17 protein-coding genes are annotated in these 21,923 nt (G+C 39.0%); 7 read left to right on the top strand and 10 right to left on the bottom strand.

Annotated features, from left to right (window positions below):
• Positions 1-25: 25 nt before the first annotated feature.
• The gene (nfuA, locus tag MKL33_RS04755; RefSeq protein ID WP_002117617.1) at positions 26-664 is read right to left on the bottom strand and encodes a Fe-S biogenesis protein NfuA; all 639 of its coding nucleotides are present in this window, start codon (positions 662-664) and stop codon (positions 26-28) included.
• 158 nt (positions 665-822) lie between these two features.
• On the opposite strand from nfuA, the gene MKL33_RS04750 reads away from it, so the two are divergent.
• The 5 genes from MKL33_RS04750 (at position 823) to MKL33_RS04730 (ending at position 6,664) form a co-directional block, all read left to right on the top strand.
• Positions 823-1,440 carry a rhomboid family intramembrane serine protease gene (locus tag MKL33_RS04750; RefSeq protein ID WP_002117778.1) on the top strand — a complete coding sequence of 206 codons (618 nt, stop codon included), beginning with the start codon at positions 823-825 and terminating at the stop codon, positions 1,438-1,440.
• A gap of 170 nt (positions 1,441-1,610) precedes the next feature.
• Positions 1,611-3,287, top strand: coding sequence for an arylsulfatase (locus tag MKL33_RS04745; RefSeq protein WP_270906575.1), 1,677 nt, complete (start codon positions 1,611-1,613; stop codon positions 3,285-3,287).
• Positions 3,284-4,288: an SUMF1/EgtB/PvdO family nonheme iron enzyme gene (locus tag MKL33_RS04740; protein WP_270906574.1), complete on the top strand. Its 1,005-nt coding sequence runs from the start codon at positions 3,284-3,286 to the stop codon at positions 4,286-4,288. Before MKL33_RS04745 ends, MKL33_RS04740 begins: the two co-directional genes overlap by 4 nt.
• A 109-nt stretch (positions 4,289-4,397) precedes the next feature.
• Complete coding sequence (locus MKL33_RS04735; RefSeq protein WP_000854552.1) at positions 4,398-4,562, top strand: hypothetical protein; 165 nt, start codon at positions 4,398-4,400, stop codon at positions 4,560-4,562.
• 554 nt (positions 4,563-5,116) lie between these two features.
• Positions 5,117-6,664 (top strand): hypothetical protein, encoded by a 1,548-nt coding sequence (locus MKL33_RS04730; RefSeq protein ID WP_270906573.1) that lies wholly within the window; start codon positions 5,117-5,119, stop codon positions 6,662-6,664.
• Positions 6,665-6,711: 47 nt separating this feature from the next.
• Here the strand turns inward: MKL33_RS04730 and MKL33_RS04725 are convergent, their stop codons facing one another.
• Together MKL33_RS04725 and MKL33_RS04720 are read right to left on the bottom strand one after the other, a co-directional pair.
• The gene (locus MKL33_RS04725) at positions 6,712-8,046 is read right to left on the bottom strand and encodes a D-serine ammonia-lyase (RefSeq protein ID WP_270906572.1); all 1,335 of its coding nucleotides are present in this window, start codon (positions 8,044-8,046) and stop codon (positions 6,712-6,714) included.
• A gap of 165 nt (positions 8,047-8,211) precedes the next feature.
• Entirely contained in the window at positions 8,212-9,843 is a 1,632-nt protein-coding gene (locus tag MKL33_RS04720; RefSeq protein WP_005070664.1) for an inorganic phosphate transporter, read from the bottom strand.
• Between the two features lie 462 nt (positions 9,844-10,305).
• Here MKL33_RS04720 and metH point away from each other — a divergent pair, with 462 nt between their 5' ends.
• Entirely contained in the window at positions 10,306-13,992 is a 3,687-nt protein-coding gene (gene metH, locus MKL33_RS04715; protein ID WP_270906571.1) for a methionine synthase, read from the top strand.
• 60 nt (positions 13,993-14,052) lie between these two features.
• Here metH and MKL33_RS04710 read toward each other — a convergent pair whose 3' ends face one another.
• The 6 genes from MKL33_RS04710 to MKL33_RS04685 form a co-directional block, all read right to left on the bottom strand.
• A complete protein-coding gene (locus tag MKL33_RS04710; RefSeq protein WP_270906570.1) occupies positions 14,053-14,760 on the bottom strand; it encodes a retron Ec48 family effector membrane protein in 708 nt (235 codons plus the stop codon).
• Positions 14,761-15,939, bottom strand: a complete 1,179-nt coding sequence (locus tag MKL33_RS04705; RefSeq protein WP_270906569.1) for a reverse transcriptase family protein — start codon at positions 15,937-15,939, stop codon at positions 14,761-14,763.
• Between the two features lie 435 nt (positions 15,940-16,374).
• Entirely contained in the window at positions 16,375-17,379 is a 1,005-nt protein-coding gene (locus MKL33_RS04700; protein ID WP_270906568.1) for a transketolase family protein, read from the bottom strand.
• A gap of 10 nt (positions 17,380-17,389) precedes the next feature.
• The gene (locus MKL33_RS04695; protein ID WP_080759563.1) at positions 17,390-18,235 is read right to left on the bottom strand and encodes a transketolase; all 846 of its coding nucleotides are present in this window, start codon (positions 18,233-18,235) and stop codon (positions 17,390-17,392) included.
• Positions 18,236-18,254: 19 nt separating this feature from the next.
• Entirely contained in the window at positions 18,255-19,556 is a 1,302-nt protein-coding gene (locus MKL33_RS04690; RefSeq protein WP_057068489.1) for an MFS transporter, read from the bottom strand.
• A gap of 78 nt (positions 19,557-19,634) precedes the next feature.
• On the bottom strand, positions 19,635-20,384 hold the full coding sequence (locus MKL33_RS04685) for an SDR family NAD(P)-dependent oxidoreductase (protein WP_270906567.1): 750 nt from the start codon (positions 20,382-20,384) through the stop codon (positions 19,635-19,637).
• 184 nt (positions 20,385-20,568) lie between these two features.
• Between MKL33_RS04685 and MKL33_RS04680 the strand changes: the two genes are divergently transcribed.
• Positions 20,569-21,444 carry a LysR substrate-binding domain-containing protein gene (locus MKL33_RS04680; protein ID WP_270906618.1) on the top strand — a complete coding sequence of 292 codons (876 nt, stop codon included), beginning with the start codon at positions 20,569-20,571 and terminating at the stop codon, positions 21,442-21,444.
• Between the two features lie 11 nt (positions 21,445-21,455).
• On the opposite strand, the gene MKL33_RS04675 is transcribed toward MKL33_RS04680, so the two are convergent.
• Positions 21,456-21,902 carry a hypothetical protein gene (locus MKL33_RS04675; protein ID WP_270906566.1) on the bottom strand — a complete coding sequence of 149 codons (447 nt, stop codon included), beginning with the start codon at positions 21,900-21,902 and terminating at the stop codon, positions 21,456-21,458.
• Positions 21,903-21,923 lie beyond the last annotated feature (21 nt).

Genomic DNA, 21,923 nt, shown 5'->3' with positions numbered 1-21,923 from the left:
TTATTTCACTTTTCAAATAATTTAATTATTTGAAGTAAGCACCTTCAGCTTGTGTGTGGTCTGTTTGGTCAACCACACGTTGAAGCTCAGGAATGTTCTCTCTTAAAGTAGTTTCTACACCTTGTTTCAAGGTAACATCAATTGCAGAACAACCTTGGCAACCACCACCAAATTTCAATACAGCAGTTAAACCGTGTTCTGGATCATCTTGTACTTCTACCAAGCTACAATTTCCGCCATGCCCTGCAAGACCTGGGTTAATTTCTGCTTGAAGAATGTAAGTAATACGTTCTTCAATCGAAGCATCTGGACCAACACGTGGAACTTTAGAATTTGGAGCACGGAAAGTGAGCTGACCACCAAAACGGTCCTTGTTGTAATCAATTACGGCATCTAAAAGATAAGGAATAGATGGCGCATCAATATACGCAGGAAAATCAGGATAGTCCTGTTTATAATCCGTTGGGATCACTTCTTCTGGCGCACTATATGCCATACAGCATTCCGCACGTGGCGTACCCGGATGCTCAACAAAAATTCGAACGCCAATTCCCGGAGTATTTTGCTTCGTTAGTAAATCGTGCAAATACTCTTGTGCAGATGGTGTAATCAAAAGGTTTGGAATTTCTTCTGCAACAGCAGTGTTGGTGTTCTCAGTCGACATAACAATATTCCTCAAGCTGATGCCTTTATATTAACCGAAGATGAGGTGGATTTAAAAAAAATCAACTAAATTTGTCGGATTTATACACAACAGGGTTTCAAGTTAAGTTTTTAATGGCATTATTGAGCTCAGTATTGATCATTTTTTAAATATTTCTTATGTTGCATTTGCCGTTTAACCATACAGTTACTCTTATTATTATTACGGTCATTATCTCTTTACTTGCTTTTAGCAATCAAAATGTAATGAACCGATTGATTTTTTGGCCGCCTGCAATGCAACGTGGACAAATTGATCGATTCATTACTCATGGCTTTATCCATGCCGACGGAACACATTTACTGTTCAACATGATTACCCTGTTTTTCTTTGGCAGTATCATTGAAAGTTTTTACCGCCAATATTTCTATGACATGGGTTTTGTGTTGTTCTATTTAGGTGGCTTAATCTTTGCAATTTTGCCAAGCTATTTACAACATAAAAATGATGCGAACTGGGCCAGCCTAGGTGCTTCAGGTGCTGTTTCAGCGGTTTTATTTGCTTATATTCTGTTTCAGCCATGGAAGCTGATTTTTGTATTCTTCATTCCTGTACCCGCTATTATTTTTGCTATTTTATATGTGGCGTACAGTATTTGGGCTGGTAAACGTGGTAATAGTCATATTAACCATAGTGCTCATTTATGGGGTGCAGCTTACGGAATCATCGTAACCATTTTACTTGAACCTAAAGTTATTCCACATTTCTTAGACCAGCTTACCCGTCTTCCTTTCTAAACGATATAAATCAAAGAAAAGCCCGTTATGGGCTTTTCTTTTTTTCTGATTTATTTATCTGCATAAATTCTCAGTCTTTTTTCTGATTTTCTTTGATCAATTCGTTGTTTTGTTTGCAAAAACCATCTGATTAAACTCATGCCAATTCTTTTAATAATTCAGATGATACAATGAAGTACAGAGCAATTTTATCTAGCCTTTCCATTGCTTTATTTAGCTTATCTCTGGCTGGATGTAATGACAATGATAATCAAGAAAATGTCGTAAGCACGCCTAAGCAACCCAATATCTTATTTATTATGGCTGATGACTTAGGCTATTCAGATTTAGGGGCTTTTGGTGGCGAAATTCATACCCCTAATATTGATAGTCTGGCTCAAGAAGGTCGACTTTTAACGGATTATCATACTGCCCCGACCTGTTCGCCAACACGCTCTCAACTTATTTCCGGTACTGATCACCATTTAGCTGGTATTGGTGCAATGGCTGAACTCACACCAGAGCATTTGAAAGGACAACCAGGTTATGAGGGCTATTTAAACGAACGTTCTTTATCTATTGCCCAAGTACTTAAAGACAATGGTTACCGCACGTATATTAGTGGTAAATGGCATTTAGGCTTAACCCCTGAAAGTAATGCACATGCTAAGGGTTTTGATCATTCATTTACCTTATTACAAGGTTTAGATCATCATTTTAAACAAGCTCCAAGTGCCTTTAAACGAAATTCAACTTATACAGAAGATGGGCAAATTATTCCTATTTCGGCATTACCTGATGACTTTTTCTCTACCAACTATTTTACCGATAAATTACTCAGCTACTTAGATTCAGGCAAAAATAGTGGCAAACCGTTCTTTGCTTATGCTGCCTATACGGCGCCTCACTGGCCAATTCAAGCCCCAGCCGAATATCGTGAAAAATATCGCGGAGTTTATGATGTAGGCTACGATGCAATTCGTAATGCCCGCATTGCGAGACAAAAACAGCTTGGAATTATTCCTGCAAACTTTGATGCAGCAGAACCAATTGCGACTCAAAATGCTCCACAAAAATATGGGAAATGGGATGAGTTAACAGTCGAACAAAAAGCATTAGAAGCTCGTAAGATGGAAATCTATGCGGGCATGGTAGAAAATCTTGATGCCAATGTCGGCCGCATTATTCAATATCTCAAACAAAATAATCTTTATGACAATACTTTAATTTTCTTTGTTTCAGACAATGGTGCAGAAGGTTTTGTACGTGGCGGATATGGCAGTGAATCTGGTTTTGATAACTCTGTAGCAAACGTAGGTACACCTAGTTCGTACCACTATATCGGGCCACGTTGGGCCGAAGTCAGTGCCGCACCTTTCCACTTATGGAAAGATACAGCGGGCGAAGGCGCAACGACTGCCCCTGCTATTGTGAAATTACCAAATCAGAAAAAAGCGGAAGAGACAAATCATAGCTTTGCATCTGTACTCGATGTTTTCCCTACCTTACTAGAATATGCTCATATTCCAGTACCACAAGGTCAATATAATGGCCGGGCCATTAATACGCCATCTGGAATTTCATGGAAACCTTTGCTTGAAAACAAAACCGATACTATTCGCCCTGCAAATTTTAGCTTTGCCGATGAGTTACATGGCAGCAAATATGCAAAACAAGGTGAATGGAAAATCGCACTTCAAGGGCGGCCTGAATTAGGCACAGGGACTTGGGAGCTATACAACATTAAATTAGATCGCGGTGAAAGACAAAACGTTGCTCAGCTTTATCCTGCAAAAGTTCAAGAACTCTTATCGGTCTATCAAAAATATACTGAAAAAAATGGTGTGCAGGAATATAACGCCAAATGAAATTGAAGCCATTTTTAGTTACCACAATCAGCCTGTCTATTATGACGGGCTGTAGCGAATCTTCAAAATTTTCTGAATCTAGGCCTTCGACGCAACAGCAAACATCTTTAGCTGATTTAGGGTCTATTGAAAAGTGTCAAAACTATAGTGGTCTGCCTCAGGGTTGGCTCAAACAGCCTACAGCAGGAATGGTTTTAATTGCCGATGGAGATTTTAACTTTGGTTCTGAAAAGGCCTATCCCGATGAACTTAATTTTGGAAAAAAGCAGCGCGAAGTCAAAGGATTTTGGATTGACCAAACTGAAGTTACGGTCGCTCAGTTTGCAAGTTTTGTAAAAGCAACTGGCTATATTACCGATGCCGAAAAACAAAAACAGGCTGCTGTTTTTTCACCAGACCCTCATCACCCACAGCAATGGTGGCAACTAAAATCTGGATATACATGGAAAACTCCAAACGGCAGTACGGGTGCTATAGCAACTCCTAATGAGCCTGTAAGGTATGTGAGTAAAAATGATGCTGAACATTATGCAGTATGGCTAGGACGTGATTTACCAACAGAACTAGAATGGGAATATGCAGCTAAAGCCAATTCAAAAACTGATACGCCTTTACATCAGGCCCCTACTGATGAACATCAACATCCGCAAGCCAATTACTGGCAAGGCGAATTCCCTTTTCAAAACCTAAATCAAGATCACTTTAAAGGTGTTGCACCCGTTGGATGTTTTGCGGCAAATAAATTCAAACTATTTGATATAATTGGAAATGTATGGGAATGGACATCTTCTCCTTATCAAGGTGCTCATGACCAGCATATGGGAAATTATTCTGATTTACGTCAACAAGAAATCACCAGCACTCAATATGTAATTAAAGGTGGATCTTTTCTTTGTGCACAAAATTATTGTTCACGTTATCGTAGCAGTAGCCGTTATCCACAAGATTTTGATTTAGCTGCAACACATGTTGGATTTCGGACTATTTTACGGTCTCCTTAATTTCTACTTAATTCGACTTATTAAAGATATTTTTTAACCAAAATTAGGTCGAAAAATAATCAAAATGTTTTTATAGTACAAGTGAGAATGATAAAAAAGTGAGAACAAGATGAAAACTTTACTTCTTTGTGCCGCAGCAATTTTCACAATGTCACTATCAGCCTGTGCGGTCCATACACCTGAAGGTAGTATTGTGATTGACCCTGATTCACCATATTACGGACATCCAGGAGGCTTTTGCCCACCAGGACAAGCTAAAAAAGGACGTTGTTAGAAATACCCTCTTTTAAAGTAATTTTGAAGTTACTCTAAAGAAATAGGCTTCAATCAAGTGATGAATTGAATACTAAATGGAGGGTTCCAGCCCAAAAATAGATGGGATGAAACTAGAAAATTATGGTGTAAAAAAATCACCATATCCCCAAGATTTTTAAAAGACAATCTTACGTTGTCTTCTATCTAGTTTCACCCCAATTCTTTCTTATTCCGTTTGACTTTTCTTACCGCTTAAGAAAAAAGTCTAGTTTTTAATCATTTCTGTATCTCTATTATTGATACATTTTGAACATTTTACCTTCAGGTTAATACTGATGTATTTGCTTAATACAAAATAAACATTTATGTAACGTAAGTCTATAAAAATGTTCTAAAAATGTGAAAAAAATTAAGGCCAAAATGAGATGAATTTATCATAATAACTTTCTCTTTCACGTTTCATCACATAAATAATCAATATTATTTTGTCAGTTATTGCCACTCGTTTCCTTTCATTGGCATAGATAATGTATACACATGTATATTAACCCAGTCGTATAAACGAGATATTTTATGTCCAGCACAAGTCAAGTCGAAGGTCTACAATTTCCGGTACACGCCTCAACAAAAAAACAAAGTACATCTCTTACAGGCCAAGAGATTTTGTCAGAGGCCTTATCTATTGTAGATAATAAAACCGCACAACAAGTGTTGAATGAAAAAAACTGGCGAAAAAACTATCCTTTATATTTTAAAGCTCTTGTTAAACAAGGGATTTCTAATATCAACAACCCAATTACTATTGCGAAGCAAGGGTTGCATAAAGCTCACCATATTTTTGATTATTATCGTGATGGTAAACACTACCTTTTAAAAGATGCCGTTCATATTGCTTCATCTACTCCTCTTTATACAGTAAAACTTAAAGGTGAAAGTGACGCAGCACCTGAATGGTATGTTCCCTATAAAGGACAAAAACTAAGTGGACAAAGCTTATTAGACCAGATTCAACGCTGGGAAGAGACTGGTATTATTGAGCCAAGTCATGCAAAAGCACTTCGTGAAGCTATTGCTCATCCAGAATGGTTCGATTTGTCTGACCGTACGATGGTGCTGTTTGGTGCAGCCTCAGAAGCAGGACCACTGCCTTGGTTAGCCAAATGGAAAGCAAATATTGTTGCTGTAGATTTACCAAACTCACGAGTCTGGGGCAAAATCCTAAATACAATTCAACAAGGGAATGCAACACTCATTGCACCATGTGTTGAAGCCGTTAATTCGTCAGCAAAAGCTTCTGAGTTAAAAGATAAGCTGGGTGCAAATTTACTGACTCAATTACCAGAAATAGCGCAGTGGCTGGTGCAGTTTCCACAAAAGTTAGATTTGGCAGCAATCGCCTATTTAGATGGTGAAAAGCATGTCCGCGTTTCCATGGCAATGGATAGCATCATGCAATTTGTGAGCGAGCATAAGCCTGATACAAGCCTTATGTTTATGTGTACTCCAACCGATGTTTATGCAGTACCAAAAGAAGTTGCAGAGGCTGCTCAAGAGAAATTTAAATCCCGCAGAAAAATGCAAAAGTTGGCAGTAAAAGGTGTTTCTGCTCTTTCGCTCAATCGTTTTTTTCAAGCGCCATACCAAGACTTGGTTACATGTGAAAATGGAAAAACTTATGGTATTGCCGACTGCTTAGTGGTTGAACAAGGTCCAAACTATGCTTTGGCAAAACGTATTCAACAATGGCGTGCTATTTTGGCCCGCCATCAAGGACAACGTGTCAGTATTAATATTGCACCATCGACAACCACTCATTCAGTGACTAAAAATCCATTATTGAAAGCAGCTTTTAATGGCGCAGAACTTTTCGATGTAGAAGCATTTAGCCCTGAAACCACCAATGCCATTATGGCGGCGCTCTGGATTCATGACTTAAGAAATGAGTCTTCTGTGGCGAATCCTGAAACTGTATTGGACCATCCGCTTGAACTTATGATGGAAGGTGCCAATCATGGTGGATTATGGCGTGTGGCTTATTTAGCACGAACTGCCCTGCCTTTTGCGGCAATTTATGGTTTTGCTACCGAGAAACTGCCTTTTAGAAAATCATCTAAAAGATAATTTGATTAAAGCCCAATCTTAGAATTGGGCTTTTTTCTAAAGTTTCTTTATTTATCTTGAAAGTGCGATAGATATTTTTGCATTTCATCAGGTGGCACCATGCCGCCCCCAGTAGCCCATATTACATGAGTTACCTGCTGCAACTGCTCAGCTGTAAACTGGTGTAAAGCCAAGTAATCAGGACTCGTCTGTACGTAATACGGTCCCATCATGCCTGCTACCGCAGAAGGCTCAAGCTGAATATTCTCAGTTTGATTTAAAAGCGCAATAAGCTCATATAAACGTTCATCGTGAATGGTGTAGTAGCCATCGATTAATTGTTGCATAGCACGCCCGACAAAACCTGAAGCACGCCCTACCGCAAGTCCGTCTGCCGCAGTAACGTTATCAATGCCAATGTCATTAACTGAAATCTGATCATGCAAACCTGTGTGGACACCAAGTAACATACACGGCGAATGTGTGGGTTCTGCAAAGATACAGTGTACATGCTCACCAAAAGCCAGTTTTAGTCCAAAACTCACCCCACCAGGCCCACCACCGACGCCACACGGCAAATAAACAAATAATGGGTGTTCAGCATCGACTTTAATTTGTTTTTGCTCAAATTGCTGTTTTAAGCGTATTCCTGCAACGGCATAACCTAAAAATAATGTTGTTGAGTTTTCATCATCAATGAAAAAGCAGTGTGGATCTTGCTCTGCGGCTTTTCGTCCCTCTTCAACAGCTACTCCATAATCACTGGCATATTCTACAACGTTGACGCCGAGTGAACGTAGTTTGTCTTTTTTCCACTGTCTAGCATCAGCCGACATATGAACAGTGACTCTAAAGCCGAGTTTGGCGCTCATAATGCCAATAGAAAGCCCAAGGTTGCCTGTAGAACCTACTGCAATTTGATACTTAGAAAAGAATGCCCTAAATGAATCTTGATCTAATTTACTATAATCATCTTCTGGTTTGAGTAACCCTGCCTGCATGGCAAGTTTTTCAGCATGTGTGAGCACTTCATAAATACCACCACGTGCTTTGATAGAGCCTGAAATAGGTAGATGACTATCCTTTTTCAGCCAGAATGTTCCGTTAAGCTGTACTTGTTTTGCTGAAGAAAGTGCTTGTTGCATATGAGCAATTTCAACAATATCTGATTCAATTTTTCCCTGTTGTGCTTGAGTTTCAGGAAATACTTTTGCCAAATAAGGTGCGAAACGCGCTAGTCTTGCTTCTGCTTCACTTACATCCTTAGCGGTTAGTCCAACTTTTTCTAAAGCTTCTTTTAAAGGATAGCGATGAGGTGTAAACCAAAATGTTTCTTGATAGGCTTGAAGTGTTTCAATAAGTGGAAATTGTTGTTTTAGCTGATCTATTTGAACCGCATTCATAATATATCCTAATATAAAATTTTAAGCCCAATCTATAAAGCTGTTTGATGGCCTATAACAACCTATTAATTTATAGATGAATGTACATGAAAAATAGTCTCAACTTTAAAAACTAAACAAATAAAAAAGCCACTGTGAACAGTGGCTTTAATTTTTTAAATGCGTTTATACAAACTGTAAGAATAACCAGTACAAACCACCTGACAAGCAGATTGTTGCAGGAAGAGTAAATACCCATGCAGAGAGAATTGTCTTCACAGTATTAAAGTTTAAACCTGATTTATTCGCGACCATCGTACCCGCAACAGCACTGTTTAAAACGTGTGTTGTTGAAACTGGCATACCTAAACCATCAGCAGCTGCAATTGTACTCATTGCAACAAGCTCAGCAGACATCCCTTGACCATAAGTCATGTGGTGCTTACCAATACGCTCACCTACAGTCACAACGATACGTTTCCAACCCACCATTGTGCCTAGACCAAGTGCTAAAGCAACAGCCACTTTTACCCAAGTCGGAATGTATTGTAAGAATGAATCTAAGCTACTACGGTATTCTTTCACAAGCTTTTTCTGTGAGTCATCCATTTTTGGTAAAGCATCTGCTTTATCCAAACGCTTAAACGTCGTGGTGCTTAAATACATGTCATTACGAATTTCGCTAATTGCAGCTTCAGGAATATCTTTTAAGTTGCTATAGCTAGAAACTCGCTCACCCAAGTGATCAGTCATACTTGCCAATGCAGGCACGACTTCTGGAGTTTGCTGTTTAGTTTGAATATATTTAGTCAGAATAACACGTGCTTTTTCATCGGTTAATTCTGGCTGATTTTGATTCAAAAATACGGCAGTTTGAGAAGAAAGCTGATGGAATGATTGAACTTGCTGAGTATCAAGATTTTTATTTAATGAATAAGCCAACGGCACCAGACCAACCAAAATCAGCATGATGAGTCCCATACCCTTTTGACCGTCATTCGAACCATGTGCAAAACTCACACCTGTACAGGTAAAGATCAAGATTGCACGAATGATTGCTGGTGGTGGTTTATTCCCTTCAGGTGGCTGGAATAATTCTAATTGGCGTTTAAAAATAGTTTTAACCAACAAGAATACAATCGCTGCAAAAGCGAAACCAATTAAAGGTGAAAATAATAATGCCTTACCGACTTTAATCACCTGATCCATATCAACACCACTGGTCGTTACGCCAGTCGATGCACTCAATAGATGGTTCATAATGCCCACGCCCAAGATTGAACCAATCAAGGTATGAGAGCTAGAAGCAGGAATACCCAAGAACCAAGTACCTAAGTTCCAGAGAATCGCAGCAATAAGCAATGCAAAAACCATTGCGAAACCTGCACCGCTACCCATATTCATGATCAATTCAACAGGCAACAATGCAATAATGCCGTAAGCGACTGCGCCGCTTGCAACCATTACCCCAAGGAAATTACAAAAACCAGCCCACATGACTGCAACCGGTGCTGGTAAAGCATTGGTGTAAATCACTGTTGCTACTGCATTTGCAGTATCGTGGAAGCCATTTACAAACTCAAAGCCTAAAGCAATCAAGAGTGCAGTTGATAAAAGAATAACTGAATAAAGACTCAAAGGTGGTACATGCGCTAAATCAGCACTCACCTGAAATCCAATATAAATAAGTGTTGCAACAATAATCGTCAGAAACACCGGCATAAAAAATTTAGGTGTCGGGACATGTACATTCGTCGATTTGACTTGCAGGTTTGCCGCAAGTTTTGAATCCGAAACAGGGGGTAGATTAGAATTCATGCAGACGGTAAGAGGATAAAAAAATCCTCTGTATTCTTAAATTAAATTATGACAATTATATGACAAAGCGGCGCCTGATGAAGTCAATTTTTCACATTTTGACCTCATTTGATGCACCTTTCCTCTATGATTTTTATTTTTTTATTTAAATACAATAATTTACATAAATCCCCACCCATCTATTTTATGACTATTTTTGAAGCAAAAATATCTAAAAAATTACCTAAACGTCTACTTTTTAAACACTACAACTGTCATAAAACCGAATATTGGAGATGAAATATTTCAATATCATGATCATTTTATGAATATTTGATGAAAAAACACCCTCTTTTTGTTCGAAAACACTTTTTTTTACGACTAATTTACGGTGAATGGTGGGTCGTCATAGATCATCTATTGCGCAACTATTCTGTTACAATAGCGCCGCATTTTTAAATTCGTACAATATCGGGGTTTTATATGTCCACGCTTGCCACCCTAAAAGCGCTTCTTGCCAAACGTATTCTGATTATTGATGGTGCAATGGGTACCATGATTCAGCGCCATAAATTGGAAGAAGCAGACTACCGTGGTGAGCGTTTTGCCGATTGGGCACATGACTTAAAAGGTAACAATGACCTTTTGGTTCTGACCCAGCCTCAAATCATTCAAGGTATTCATGAAGCTTATCTTGATGCTGGTGCAGACATTATTGAAACCAATAGCTTTAACGGCACGCGTGTTTCTATGTCTGATTACCACATGGAAGATCTTGTTCCAGAGATTAACCGTGAAGCAGCACGTTTGGCCAAAGCAGCGTGTGAGAAGTATTCGACTCCAGAGAAACCGCGTTTTGTCGCAGGTGTGCTTGGGCCAACATCGCGTACTTGTTCAATTTCACCGAATGTAAATGACCCTGCCTTTCGTAACATCACCTTTGATGAGCTAAAAGAAAACTATATTGAAGCGACTCATGCGCTGATCGAAGGCGGTGCAGATATCATTTTGATTGAAACCGTATTTGACACATTAAACTGCAAAGCTGCAATTTTTGCGGTTAAAGAAGTCTTTAAACAAATTGGTCGTGAATTACCAATCATGATTTCAGGGACCATTACCGATGCATCGGGTCGTACCTTAACAGGTCAAACTGCGGAAGCGTTCTGGAACTCTGTACGTCATGGTGACTTACTATCGATTGGCTTTAACTGTGCACTTGGTGCAGATGCAATGCGCCCTCACGTAAAAACCATTTCTGATGTTGCAGATACGTTTGTTTCAGCGCACCCAAATGCGGGCTTACCAAACGCTTTTGGTGAATATGATGAAACGCCAGAACAAACTGCAGCATTCTTAAAAGAATTTGCAGAAAGCGGCTTAATTAATATTACTGGTGGTTGCTGTGGTACAACACCAGATCATATCCGTGCGATTGCCAATGCGGTAAAAGATATTACTCCTCGTCAAGTTCCTGAAACTGTACCTGCGTGTCGTTTGAGTGGTTTAGAACCATTTAATATTTATGATGACTCACTTTTCGTGAACGTGGGTGAACGTACTAACGTTACAGGTTCGAAAAAATTCTTACGCTTAATCCGTGAAGAAAACTTTGCTGAAGCTTTAGAAGTGGCACAGCAACAAGTTGAAGCTGGCGCACAGATTATCGACATTAACATGGATGAAGGGATGCTCGATTCGCAAAATGCGATGGTGCATTTCTTAAACCTTGTAGCTTCTGAGCCAGATATTTCACGTGTACCAATCATGATTGACTCATCAAAATGGGAAATCATTGAAGCTGGCTTAAAATGCGTACAAGGTAAACCCGTTGTTAACTCGATTTCTTTAAAAGAAGGTTATGAAGAGTTTGTAGAAAAAGCTCGCCTGTGCCGTCAATATGGTGCTGCGATTATTGTTATGGCATTTGACGAAACAGGTCAGGCCGACACTGCTGCACGTAAGCGTGAAATCTGTAAACGCTCATATGACATTTTGGTTAACGATGTAGGCTTCCCTGCTGAAGATATTATTTTTGACCCGAACGTGTTTGCAGTAGCAACAGGTATTGAAGAACACAATAACTATGGGGTCGATTTCATTGAGGCCACAGGTTGGATTAAACAAAACTTACCGCACGCTATGATTTCTGGTGGCGTGTCGAACGTTTCATTCTCGTTCCGCGGTAACGAGCCTGTTCGTGAAGCCATTCACTCTGTGTTCTTGTACCATGCCATCAAGCAAGGCATGACCATGGGTATTGTGAATGCCGGCCAAATGGCAATTTATGATGATATTCCAGCCGAGTTAAAAGAAGCAGTTGAAGATGTCATCTTAAACCAAAACCAAGGTGAGTCTGGTCAGGCTGCAACCGAGAAACTACTTGAAGTGGCGGAAAAATACCGCGGACAAGGCGGTGCTACCAAAGAAGCCGAGAATCTTGAATGGCGTAATGAATCTGTAGAAAAACGTCTTGAATATGCACTAGTTAAAGGTATTACCACTTACATTGATGAAGATACCGAAGAAGCTCGCCTCAAAGCCAAACGTCCTTTAGATGTAATCGAAGGCGCTTTGATGGATGGTATGAACGTGGTTGGTGACTTGTTCGGTTCGGGCAAAATGTTCTTACCACAGGTTGTGAAATCTGCCCGAGTCATGAAGCAAGCTGTGGCTTGGCTCAACCCGTACATTGAAGCTGAAAAAACAGGTAGCCAATCTAAAGGTAAAGTCCTGATGGCAACTGTTAAAGGCGACGTACACGATATTGGTAAAAATATTGTAGGCGTGGTACTCGGCTGTAATGGTTACGACATTGTTGACCTTGGGGTAATGGTTCCTTGCGAGAAAATCTTGCAAACTGCAATTGATGAAAAATGTGACATCATCGGTTTGTCAGGTCTGATTACTCCATCTTTAGATGAGATGGTGTTTGTTGCGAAAGAAATGCAGCGCAAAGGGTTTAACATTCCTTTACTGATTGGTGGTGCAACAACTTCAAAAGCACATACAGCAGTAAAAATTGATCCTCAGTACCAAAACGATGCTGTGATTTATGTTGCCGATGCTTCACGTGCTGTGGGTGTTGCAACCACACTCCTTTCGAAAGAAATGCGTGGAAACTTTATTGCAGAGCACCGTGCTGAATATGCCAAGATCCGTGAGCGCTTAGCCAACAAACAGCCAAAAGCTGCAAAATTGACTTATGCTGAGTCAGTTGAAAACGGTTTTAAAATTGACGAAAGCTATGTACCACCAAAACCAAATCTTTTAGGAACACAAGTTCTCACTAACTACCCTCTTGCAACCCTTGTAGAGTATTTTGACTGGACACCATTCTTCATTTCTTGGAGCTTGGCAGGTAAATTCCCGAAAATTTTAGAAGATGAAGTGGTCGGCGAAGCTGCAACAGATTTGTACAACCAAGCTCAAGCGATGTTGAAAGATATTATCGACAACAACCGTTTTGATGCTCGTGCCGTATTCGGTATGTTCCCTGCACAGCGCACTGACGCAGACACAGTGAGCGTATTTGATGAAGCGGGTCAAAATGTTACGCATACTTTTGAGCACTTACGCCAGCAATCTGACAAAGTGACAGGTAAACCAAACTTGTCTTTGGCAGATTACATTCGTAATGACCGTGAACAACAGGACTACTTAGGCGGATTCACTGTATCGATTTTTGGTGCAGAAGAACTGGCCAATGAGTACAAAGCCAAAGGTAATGACTACTCTGCAATTTTAGTGCAGTCATTGGCAGACCGTTTTGCTGAAGCCTTTGCAGAACACTTGCATGAACGCATTCGTAAAGAATTCTGGGGCTATAAAGCGGATGAGCAGCTCAGCAATGAAGAACTGATTAAAGAGAAATATGTCGGTATTCGCCCTGCACCGGGTTACCCCGCTTGCCCTGAGCACTCTGAAAAGGCAGTGTTATTTGACTGGTTAGGATCTACCGACAAAATTGGTACTAAACTGACTGAACACTTTGCAATGATGCCGCCATCTTCAGTAAGTGGTTTCTATTATTCTCATCCTCAGAGTGAATACTTTAACGTGGGTAAAATCTCTCAAGACCAACTTGAAGATTATGCAAAACGTAAAGGTTGGACACTGGATGAAGCGAAACGTTGGTTAGCGCCGAATTTAGATGATTCGATTGTTTAATGTTTATTTTATAACAATTGAGATCAGGTATGATTTATTTTAATGCCTGATCTCATATAATTAGTATTCTGGTTTAGTTAACTCGTCCACAATCAAACTTTTATTAATATTATTAATAAACAAATAAAAATCATGCTCTAATTTAATAAAATCTTTTCTCTCACACTCTTGAATAGTAATACCAAGACTTTCAGCATTAATAATTAGTTTCTTAATATGATCAGCATATCCAAGTTTTCGAGGAAGTCCTTTATTTAAAAAATTTATATCTACATCTATCAGCTTAATAATATTTTTATAATTATTAGAAACACTTAAATCACCTTCAAATGAATTTGGATATATAACACGATAAAAAAACAAGCGATCAATTGAGTTAGATTTCAAATAACTACTATGTTCTAGATAAATATCAATAGTTTCAATAAAATTCCTATAATGCTGTAAATATGTCGAATACCTATTAACTTGCTGTGTATTTAAATTATTAGCATGCGTAGTTATATAAGTTTCTAAATAAATCTGTACTGATATCCAACCTAATAAAACTGTTGTAATTGCTATTGCGAGCACAGGTATTTGAAAAACATATTGAGTTAATTCAATGAATTTTTTTAAACCTTCACTAGTTGGTTCAAAATGATATCCGCTCTTCAAAATGAAGAAAAAATTACAAATAAAAAAATAAAGAGTAGCACATGCTGCCAAAAACCAGATACGTTTTATTATTCTATTAATTAACGAACTATCCCTTGCTAACTTATCCATCTATCTAATTAACCTGTACTTTTGCAATTCCGTATTTAGAGAAATAGCTTTCTCTGTATATATTTCTTTTGGATGAGATTTAAGAAACCCAATTCTATGTTGAATTTTAAAAAACTTTCTATTATAAATAAAAGAACCATTTTCCTTTTGTAAAGGAAAATGTTTTTTTAAAGATTTAATTGAGTCTTCAATAAACTTTATGTCTGCTTTATTTGGTAATGGTTTAATTGCATTAAGCTTTCGCTGAAGTTTCTCTACAGACACATGATTTACTCTAGATAACTTACTTACTAATCCCTGACATCTATTAAAATCAATTCGATAAAAATAATGTGTTCTATAATTAGGTTTTTTAACTAATTGCTCTAATCTATGAATTGCCGCTCTAATATTTTTTACTTCAATCTTATCAAACTTTGGTGTTTTTAAATCAACCCTAATATTATGAACTTTTAATGCTTTACTTGAGAATCTTTCTACCTTAATTTTATCTATATTTAATGGAAGATCTATACTATTTAACTGACCTTCAACAATTTTTATAATAGAATCAAAATTATATTCTGAATTTTTACTAGAAATTGTAATATCATCAATATAACGGGTATAAATTAACTTTTTATTTTTCAAACGAAAGAATAGTCTTTCTTCTATTGAAAATAATGCTAAAGAAGCTATATAACTTGAAGTAATACCTCCTTGAGGAACTTTACCATCAACACAGCATAATTGCGCTAAGATTTTCGACAACTCATCATTATATTTAAAGAAATTTTTAAATATTTTTTCTACTAATTCTTGAGTAATATTATCAAAAAAATCTTCTATATCTAATTTAAGTAAAGCTCTAGCACCACAATGTTTTTCAGCACTAGCAACATAATCATTTGAGGATATTTCATCAGCTGGAATAGAACCAAAAATATAGTCTGGCCATTCTATTTGTTGAGTAAAAATTCTATTCTTAATTCTTCTTTGTATTTTTCTTAAAGAGGTATTTGGATTATAGATATTCCTTAGTTTACCATTACTTTTTTTTATAAATCCAGCTTTATATTTAGCTTCATCTTCTAATAAAAGTACATTTGTTAATTCATCAATATCAATAGATAAAACTTCAGATAATTTATCTAAACTATCAATTTTAGAGCCTTTATAAATATATTTGGACTTGATCATTTGATATAGCGAGGGCACTCTAAATGCTAAGTAGATATAATAAACTCTAAAGAACAATACATAGAGCTTGTAATCTCAATTTACTTGGTTACTCAACAGCACTTAAATAAACACTGAGATTACTACCCTCGGCTATCAGGATTATTTGGGACAAATGACGGAAACGACACTTCTCCCCACAAGCTATCTATTCAATAGCACTAGTTAAAACTAGCCAATAAGAGCTGAAATTAATTGAGTAACATCCGTAACCAAACGAAACATTTGGGATAACAAGATTTATACCATGTTTAAAATATTTGTAAAAGTATTAGCAACTATTTTAAGAAAAAAATAGATATCCATTTGAATTTTTATTAGAAATCCCTCAACCTTAAAGGACTGAGGGATTTAAAAGAATTTATTTCAATACTCTGCATCAAGCAGACATTACTTTTACTTCAAATGTGACTTAATCTTTTCTTTAACTGCTTCTGTTGAAATAGCATATCGATCATGCAAAGTTGGTAATGCTCCTGCATCTAAAAATGCATCTGGCAAACCAATCATGTCAAAATGAGGATGTTGACCATTTCTTAGAAGTAGTGAGCCAACAGCTTCTCCTAACCCACCAATGACTGAATGATTTTCGGCAGTTAAAACAGGTCGGCTACCTTTTGCGACTTCATCTAAAATAGTTTGTTCATCTAGAGGCTTAATGGTAGGTACATGTAGCACTGAAACCTCAATGCCCTCTTTTTCAAGCTCTTCGGCTGCCTCAAGCGCACGCATGGTCAATAAACCAGTCGAAATAATGAGTAAGTCTTTACCGGGTTTAATCACCTGTGCCTTACCCAATTTAAACTGGTAGTTGTATTTATCGAGCACTAATGGAACCTGACCGCGTAATAAACGCATATATACCGGACCATTATGCGCGGCAATCTGAGGAATCGCTTGTTCGATTTCTAAGGCATCACATGGGTCAATGATCATGAGGTTTGGCATTGCACGGAAAATTGCAATATCATCCGTTGCCTGATGGCTTGGGCCGTAGCCTGTGGTTAACCCCGGAAGTGCCGCCACAATTTTGACATTCAGGTTATCCTCTGCAATTGCCATACAAATAAAGTCATAGGCACGACGTGATGCAAACACGGCATAGGTGGTCGCAAAAGGAACAAATCCTTCACGAGCAAGTCCTGCTGCTGCACTCATCAAAAGTTGTTCTGCCATGCCCATTTGGAAAAACTTGTCTGGGTTTTCTTTGGCAAAGATATGTAGATCAGTATATTTTGATAAATCTGCTGATAACCCTACGATATCGTCACGCTCTTTTGCCAAGGCATTCAGTGCATGTCCAAATGGTGCGGATTTGGTCGGTTGACCCTCGGCAGCAATAGAAGCAATCATTGCCGAAGTGGTTAGTTTTTTCTTAGGAGGATTGGCTAACTGGCTCATGGTGTATTCCTTACTGTCCGTAGTGGGTCAAAATATTTAAGGCGTCATCCCATTCATGTTCATCAACACGAATGAAGTGTGTTTTTTCTCGGCTTTCCAAGAACGACACGCCTTTACCCATTTTGGTGTCACAAATAATGACGCGTGGGCATTTTCCCTCATGGTTTCGCGCTTGTTCGAATGCTTCAAGCAAAGCTTCCATGTTGTTGCCATCCACACGTTGGGTGTACCAACCAAATGACTGCCAACGATCAACAATTGGCTCAAATGCTAAAATTTCACTGGAGTGCCCATCTGCCTGCTGATTATTCACATCAATAATGGCAATTAAGTTATCTAGTTTCCAATGCGAAGCAGACATCACGGCTTCCCATGTTGAGCCCTCATTTAGCTCTCCATCAGAAAGTAAGTTATATACAAAAGCATCCGACTTTTTCTGTTTCAGCCCTAAACAAGCACCGACTGCAATTCCAAGACCATGCCCCAATGAACCACCTGTAATTTCCATACCCGGTGTGTAAGAAGCCATGCCCGACATTGGTAACCGACTGTCATCGGCTCCGTAGGTTTCAAGTTCTTCAAGCGGAATAATTTTTGCTTCAATTAAGGCTGCATAGAGTGCAATTGCATAGTGCCCAATAGACAGATAAAAACGGTCACGGCCTTCCCATTCAGGGTTCTCTGGCTGATATTTCATGGCATGAAAATAAGACACGGCGAGCAAATCTGCTGCCCCTAAGGCTTGCCCAACATAACCTTGCCCCTGTACTTGCCCCATACGTAAAGCATGTTGGCGAATGTGGTAGGCACGTTGTTGCAACTCGGCAATTTGGCCTGCTTTATCAACATTTAACATTGTCATTTACTATTCCTTATTAACGATTGACCAGTTTTGCCGGAACACGCAGAACCAGACTGGCACCGAAAATTAATACTGCTGTGATTAAGAACATGCCGATTGCATTTGAACCTGTGTTGGTAGTGACCCAACCGATCAAATAAGGTGAGCAAAATCCTGCAAGATTGGCGAAGCTATTCACTGCTGCAATACCTGCCGCTGCGGAAACACCACCCAAAAAGTTGGTCGGTAACATCCAGAATAAAGAGGATGCCGTCAGCACACCTGAGGCTGCGATGCAAAGGCAAATTAAAGAGAGCGTTAGATTTGAAGCGAATAAAGTCGCAAATGTGAGTGCTATAGCGCCTGCACACATCGGAATAATTAAGTGCCAGCGGCGTTCTTGGAAATGGTCACCACTACGCCCTGCCAAAATCATGACCACAATGGCACACATATAAGGCAGGCTTGTGAGCAAACCTATATGCCAGTTATCACTAATGCCCGAATTACGAATAAGAGTTGGTAGCCAAAATGTAATGGCGTATTGCCCCATCACGACACAAAAATAAATACCTGCCAGTAGCCATAAGCGTTTATCTGCGATGAACTCTTTAACGCTAGCATGACCTTCTTTGTGCTGGTTATCCTGAGCAAGCTCTTGCTTCACCAAGTTCTTTTCATCTTGGGTTAACCAGTTGGCGTCTTGAACTGAATCTTTTAAAACAGCAAGTACAAGCAGGCCAACAAGTACAGTAGGAATGGCTTCAATTACAAACATCCACTGCCATCCAAACCAGCCATGTACGCCGCTCATTCGGTCCATGATTAAGCCTGAAAGTGGTCCACCAATCATTCCCGAAATTGGAATCGCGATAAACCAAAGTACGGTCATGCGTGCACGGCGGTAAGATGGAAACCAATAAGTGAGGTAGAGCAACAAACCCGGAGCTAGTCCAGCTTCAGCAACACCAAGCAAAAAACGTAAGGTGTAAAATTGCCATTCGGTTTGAACAAAAGCAAAACAGCCTGACAAAATGCCCCATGTAATCATGATACGGGCAATCCAACGTCTTGCCCCTACCTTGTGAAGTACAATGTTACTTGGTACTTCACAGAGGAAATAACCAATAAAGAAAATCCCTGCGCCTAGACCATATACAGCTTCACTAAACTGTAAATCGCTCATCATTTGGAGCTTGGCAAAACCCACGTTTACTCGATCTAAATAGGCACAAAAATAACAAAGCATTAAAAATGGCATGAGCCGAAATGCAATTTTTCGATAGGCAGATTTACGAACCGCCGTATCTACTTCAGATGAAAATACTGTATCCATCATGCGAATCCCTTTACATTTGGCCACAGTATCCTCTTGTGACCATCATTCTATTTTTAGTTTTGAAATAGTGAGCGATTAATGAATCAGCATGCCACCATTTACATCGAGTGTGACACCAGTTAAGTAAGCTGACAGATCACTTGCCAAAAATAATGCTGCATTTGCAACATCTTGCGCTTTACCTAAGCGGCCGAGTGGAATACTTGCCAAAATGTCGTGACGACGGTCATCATTCATTAAACCGCCAGTAATATCAGTCTGGATTAGACCTGGAGTAAGAGAATTTACACGAATCTGATCAGCACCAAACTCACGAGCCATCGCTTTTGCCAGACCTAACACGCCTGCTTTGGCAGCGCTATAGTGTGGCCCGCCAAAAATACCACCACCACGTTGTGCTGAAACTGAAGATAGACAGACAATACTTCCACCACCGTTTGCTTTCATAGATGGAATAACCGCTTGCGACATAATCAATGTTCCGCGGAGGCTGACATCTAAAATACGGTCATAGTCATTACGTTGAATATCAAGGGTTTTAACTGTCTGAGTAATACCAGCATTGTTAATTAAAATATCAATCTTGCCATAGTGCTGTAGTGCTTGTTCAACAGCTACTTTGACCTGTTCTTCGTTCGCAACGTTTGCAGCAAGGCCTAAATGTCCTTCACCAAGCGCTTTTGCAGCGTTTTGGCTTTGAGCAAGATCTAAATCAACAATAATGATTTTGGCACCCTGTTGTGCAAAGATTTCTGCGGTTGCTCGCCCAATTCCACGTTCTGATGCTGCACCGGTAATTAATGCCACTTTTCCTTGTAGTAACATATTCAATCCTCTTTTACGCTTTATTTCCTGAGTTCTGACTTAGAATCTCTTTTTTCACAAAGCCCAGCAATCATCTCGAATTCAACAAGACATGAAAAAAATTCATGCCTATGCTATTTTCAAATAAGTTTTAGGGATAAAAACGGATCATTTCATGGATAGCAGTGAAAACAATTTCAACCAAATACCCTCAATTAAAACATTACAGGCTTTTGAACAAACCGCCCGTTTCGGCAATGTTGCCAAGGCAGCCGAGCATTTGAATCTCACCCCTTCGGCAGTGAGTCACCAAATTGCTAAGCTTGAAGAAATGATTGGGCAGAGTTTATTTATTCGTGGTGCCCGTGGTGTGACACTTACTCCTTCAGGTGAACGCTATTTTCAAGATGTCACCACCATTTTGCATAATCTGATGTTAGCCACAGAAAAAGCTGCCGATAAAAGCCCTAAAGACAGTTTATATATTCATTCATCCCCAAGTTTTGGTTTACTTTGGTTGCTCCCTCGCCTTGAATCATTTAAAGAAAAGTTCCCCATGATTCAGGTTAACCTATCGTGTTCGTATGAAAATTTGCACTTTACCCGCGATAAGATCGATATTGATATTCGTCATGGTTTACCCAACTGGACAGGGGTAGAAATCAGAACCATTCGTAATGAAAAGCTTGAAGTGCTTGCGTCCCCTAAGCTACTGGAACGTAGTCCTGTGCATAAACCTCAAGATTTATTAAAGAAAGATCTGATTTTATCGCGTTCAACCTTAGTGACTTGGCCCCAATGGTTTGCCCATCAGGGTTTAAGCATTCCTGAATTTCCCTACACTTTGAGTTTTGACCGCTCTTATATGTCACTTGAGGCAGCCACACACGGGCTAGGTTTTGTTTTAGAAAGTAATTTACTCACTCAAAATTACTTAGAATCTGGAAAGTTGGTTAGAGTTTTTGCAGATGAGCTATCGATTCCTATCTCTGCTCATCACTTGGTATATCCACGAACCCACCAATTTATTCCTAAAATTGATTTATTTTTAAACTGGATTCATGATGAATTGGCAGGCTGAGAAATCATTTCTTAAATGATCTGAATTTGCTCAACTCGTAAGTGATGCATCATCTCTCGGATAAATACAAAGTAGGTAAAAATATAAAGTTGATCTGGGGCTACTTGGTTTGTGTAGTAACTCAAACGCTCAATAAAATCATTAAATCCATGCTCAAGCTCAATACGGCTGATTTGCTTTTTAGCACTAAAAAATAACTGACTGAGGTGTGTCATAGCAGCATCAGACGTAACAGCTACCCCACTTATATTTAAATTTCTGAGGGGCTTTGACTCGATGATTTCTTCAATAAAATAAATCATCTTTTCGATAGCGAGTTCATCAATCACGCTATCGCTGACACTTTTTGAATTAACAAAACCTAAGCCCTGCTCAAGGTGAATGTGTTGGCTGTCTACATCAAACGAGAGACTATTTAGACCAAGTGAAAATTTTAAAACCGAGTCGGGATGAGTCATAAAAATAACTTACCGTTGAAT

Origin of the sequence: Acinetobacter sp. AOR43_HL (assembly GCF_027854635.1) — a bacterium.
GTDB classification, from domain to species: Bacteria; Pseudomonadota; Gammaproteobacteria; order Pseudomonadales; family Moraxellaceae; genus Acinetobacter; species Acinetobacter pittii.
This window is presented reverse-complemented; position numbering and strand designations above follow the sequence as displayed.

Excerpts from the sequence above, each read along its gene's own strand:
- nfuA (WP_002117617.1), bottom strand. The coding sequence starts at position 664 with ATGTCGACTGAGAACACCAACACTGCTGTTGCAGAAGAAATTCCAAAC.
- MKL33_RS04750 (WP_002117778.1), top strand. The coding sequence starts at position 823 with ATGTTGCATTTGCCGTTTAACCATACAGTTACTCTTATTATTATTACG.
- MKL33_RS04745 (WP_270906575.1), top strand. The coding sequence starts at position 1,611 with ATGAAGTACAGAGCAATTTTATCTAGCCTTTCCATTGCTTTATTTAGC.
- MKL33_RS04740 (WP_270906574.1), top strand. The coding sequence starts at position 3,284 with ATGAAATTGAAGCCATTTTTAGTTACCACAATCAGCCTGTCTATTATG.
- MKL33_RS04735 (WP_000854552.1), top strand. The coding sequence starts at position 4,398 with ATGAAAACTTTACTTCTTTGTGCCGCAGCAATTTTCACAATGTCACTA.
- MKL33_RS04730 (WP_270906573.1), top strand. The coding sequence starts at position 5,117 with ATGTCCAGCACAAGTCAAGTCGAAGGTCTACAATTTCCGGTACACGCC.
- MKL33_RS04725 (WP_270906572.1), bottom strand. The coding sequence starts at position 8,046 with ATGAATGCGGTTCAAATAGATCAGCTAAAACAACAATTTCCACTTATT.
- MKL33_RS04720 (WP_005070664.1), bottom strand. The coding sequence starts at position 9,843 with ATGAATTCTAATCTACCCCCTGTTTCGGATTCAAAACTTGCGGCAAAC.
- metH (WP_270906571.1), top strand. The coding sequence starts at position 10,306 with ATGTCCACGCTTGCCACCCTAAAAGCGCTTCTTGCCAAACGTATTCTG.
- MKL33_RS04710 (WP_270906570.1), bottom strand. The coding sequence starts at position 14,760 with ATGGATAAGTTAGCAAGGGATAGTTCGTTAATTAATAGAATAATAAAA.
- MKL33_RS04705 (WP_270906569.1), bottom strand. The coding sequence starts at position 15,939 with ATGATCAAGTCCAAATATATTTATAAAGGCTCTAAAATTGATAGTTTA.
- MKL33_RS04700 (WP_270906568.1), bottom strand. The coding sequence starts at position 17,379 with ATGAGCCAGTTAGCCAATCCTCCTAAGAAAAAACTAACCACTTCGGCA.
- MKL33_RS04695 (WP_080759563.1), bottom strand. The coding sequence starts at position 18,235 with ATGTTAAATGTTGATAAAGCAGGCCAAATTGCCGAGTTGCAACAACGT.
- MKL33_RS04690 (WP_057068489.1), bottom strand. The coding sequence starts at position 19,556 with ATGGATACAGTATTTTCATCTGAAGTAGATACGGCGGTTCGTAAATCT.
- MKL33_RS04685 (WP_270906567.1), bottom strand. The coding sequence starts at position 20,384 with ATGTTACTACAAGGAAAAGTGGCATTAATTACCGGTGCAGCATCAGAA.
- MKL33_RS04675 (WP_270906566.1), bottom strand. The coding sequence starts at position 21,902 with ATGACTCATCCCGACTCGGTTTTAAAATTTTCACTTGGTCTAAATAGT.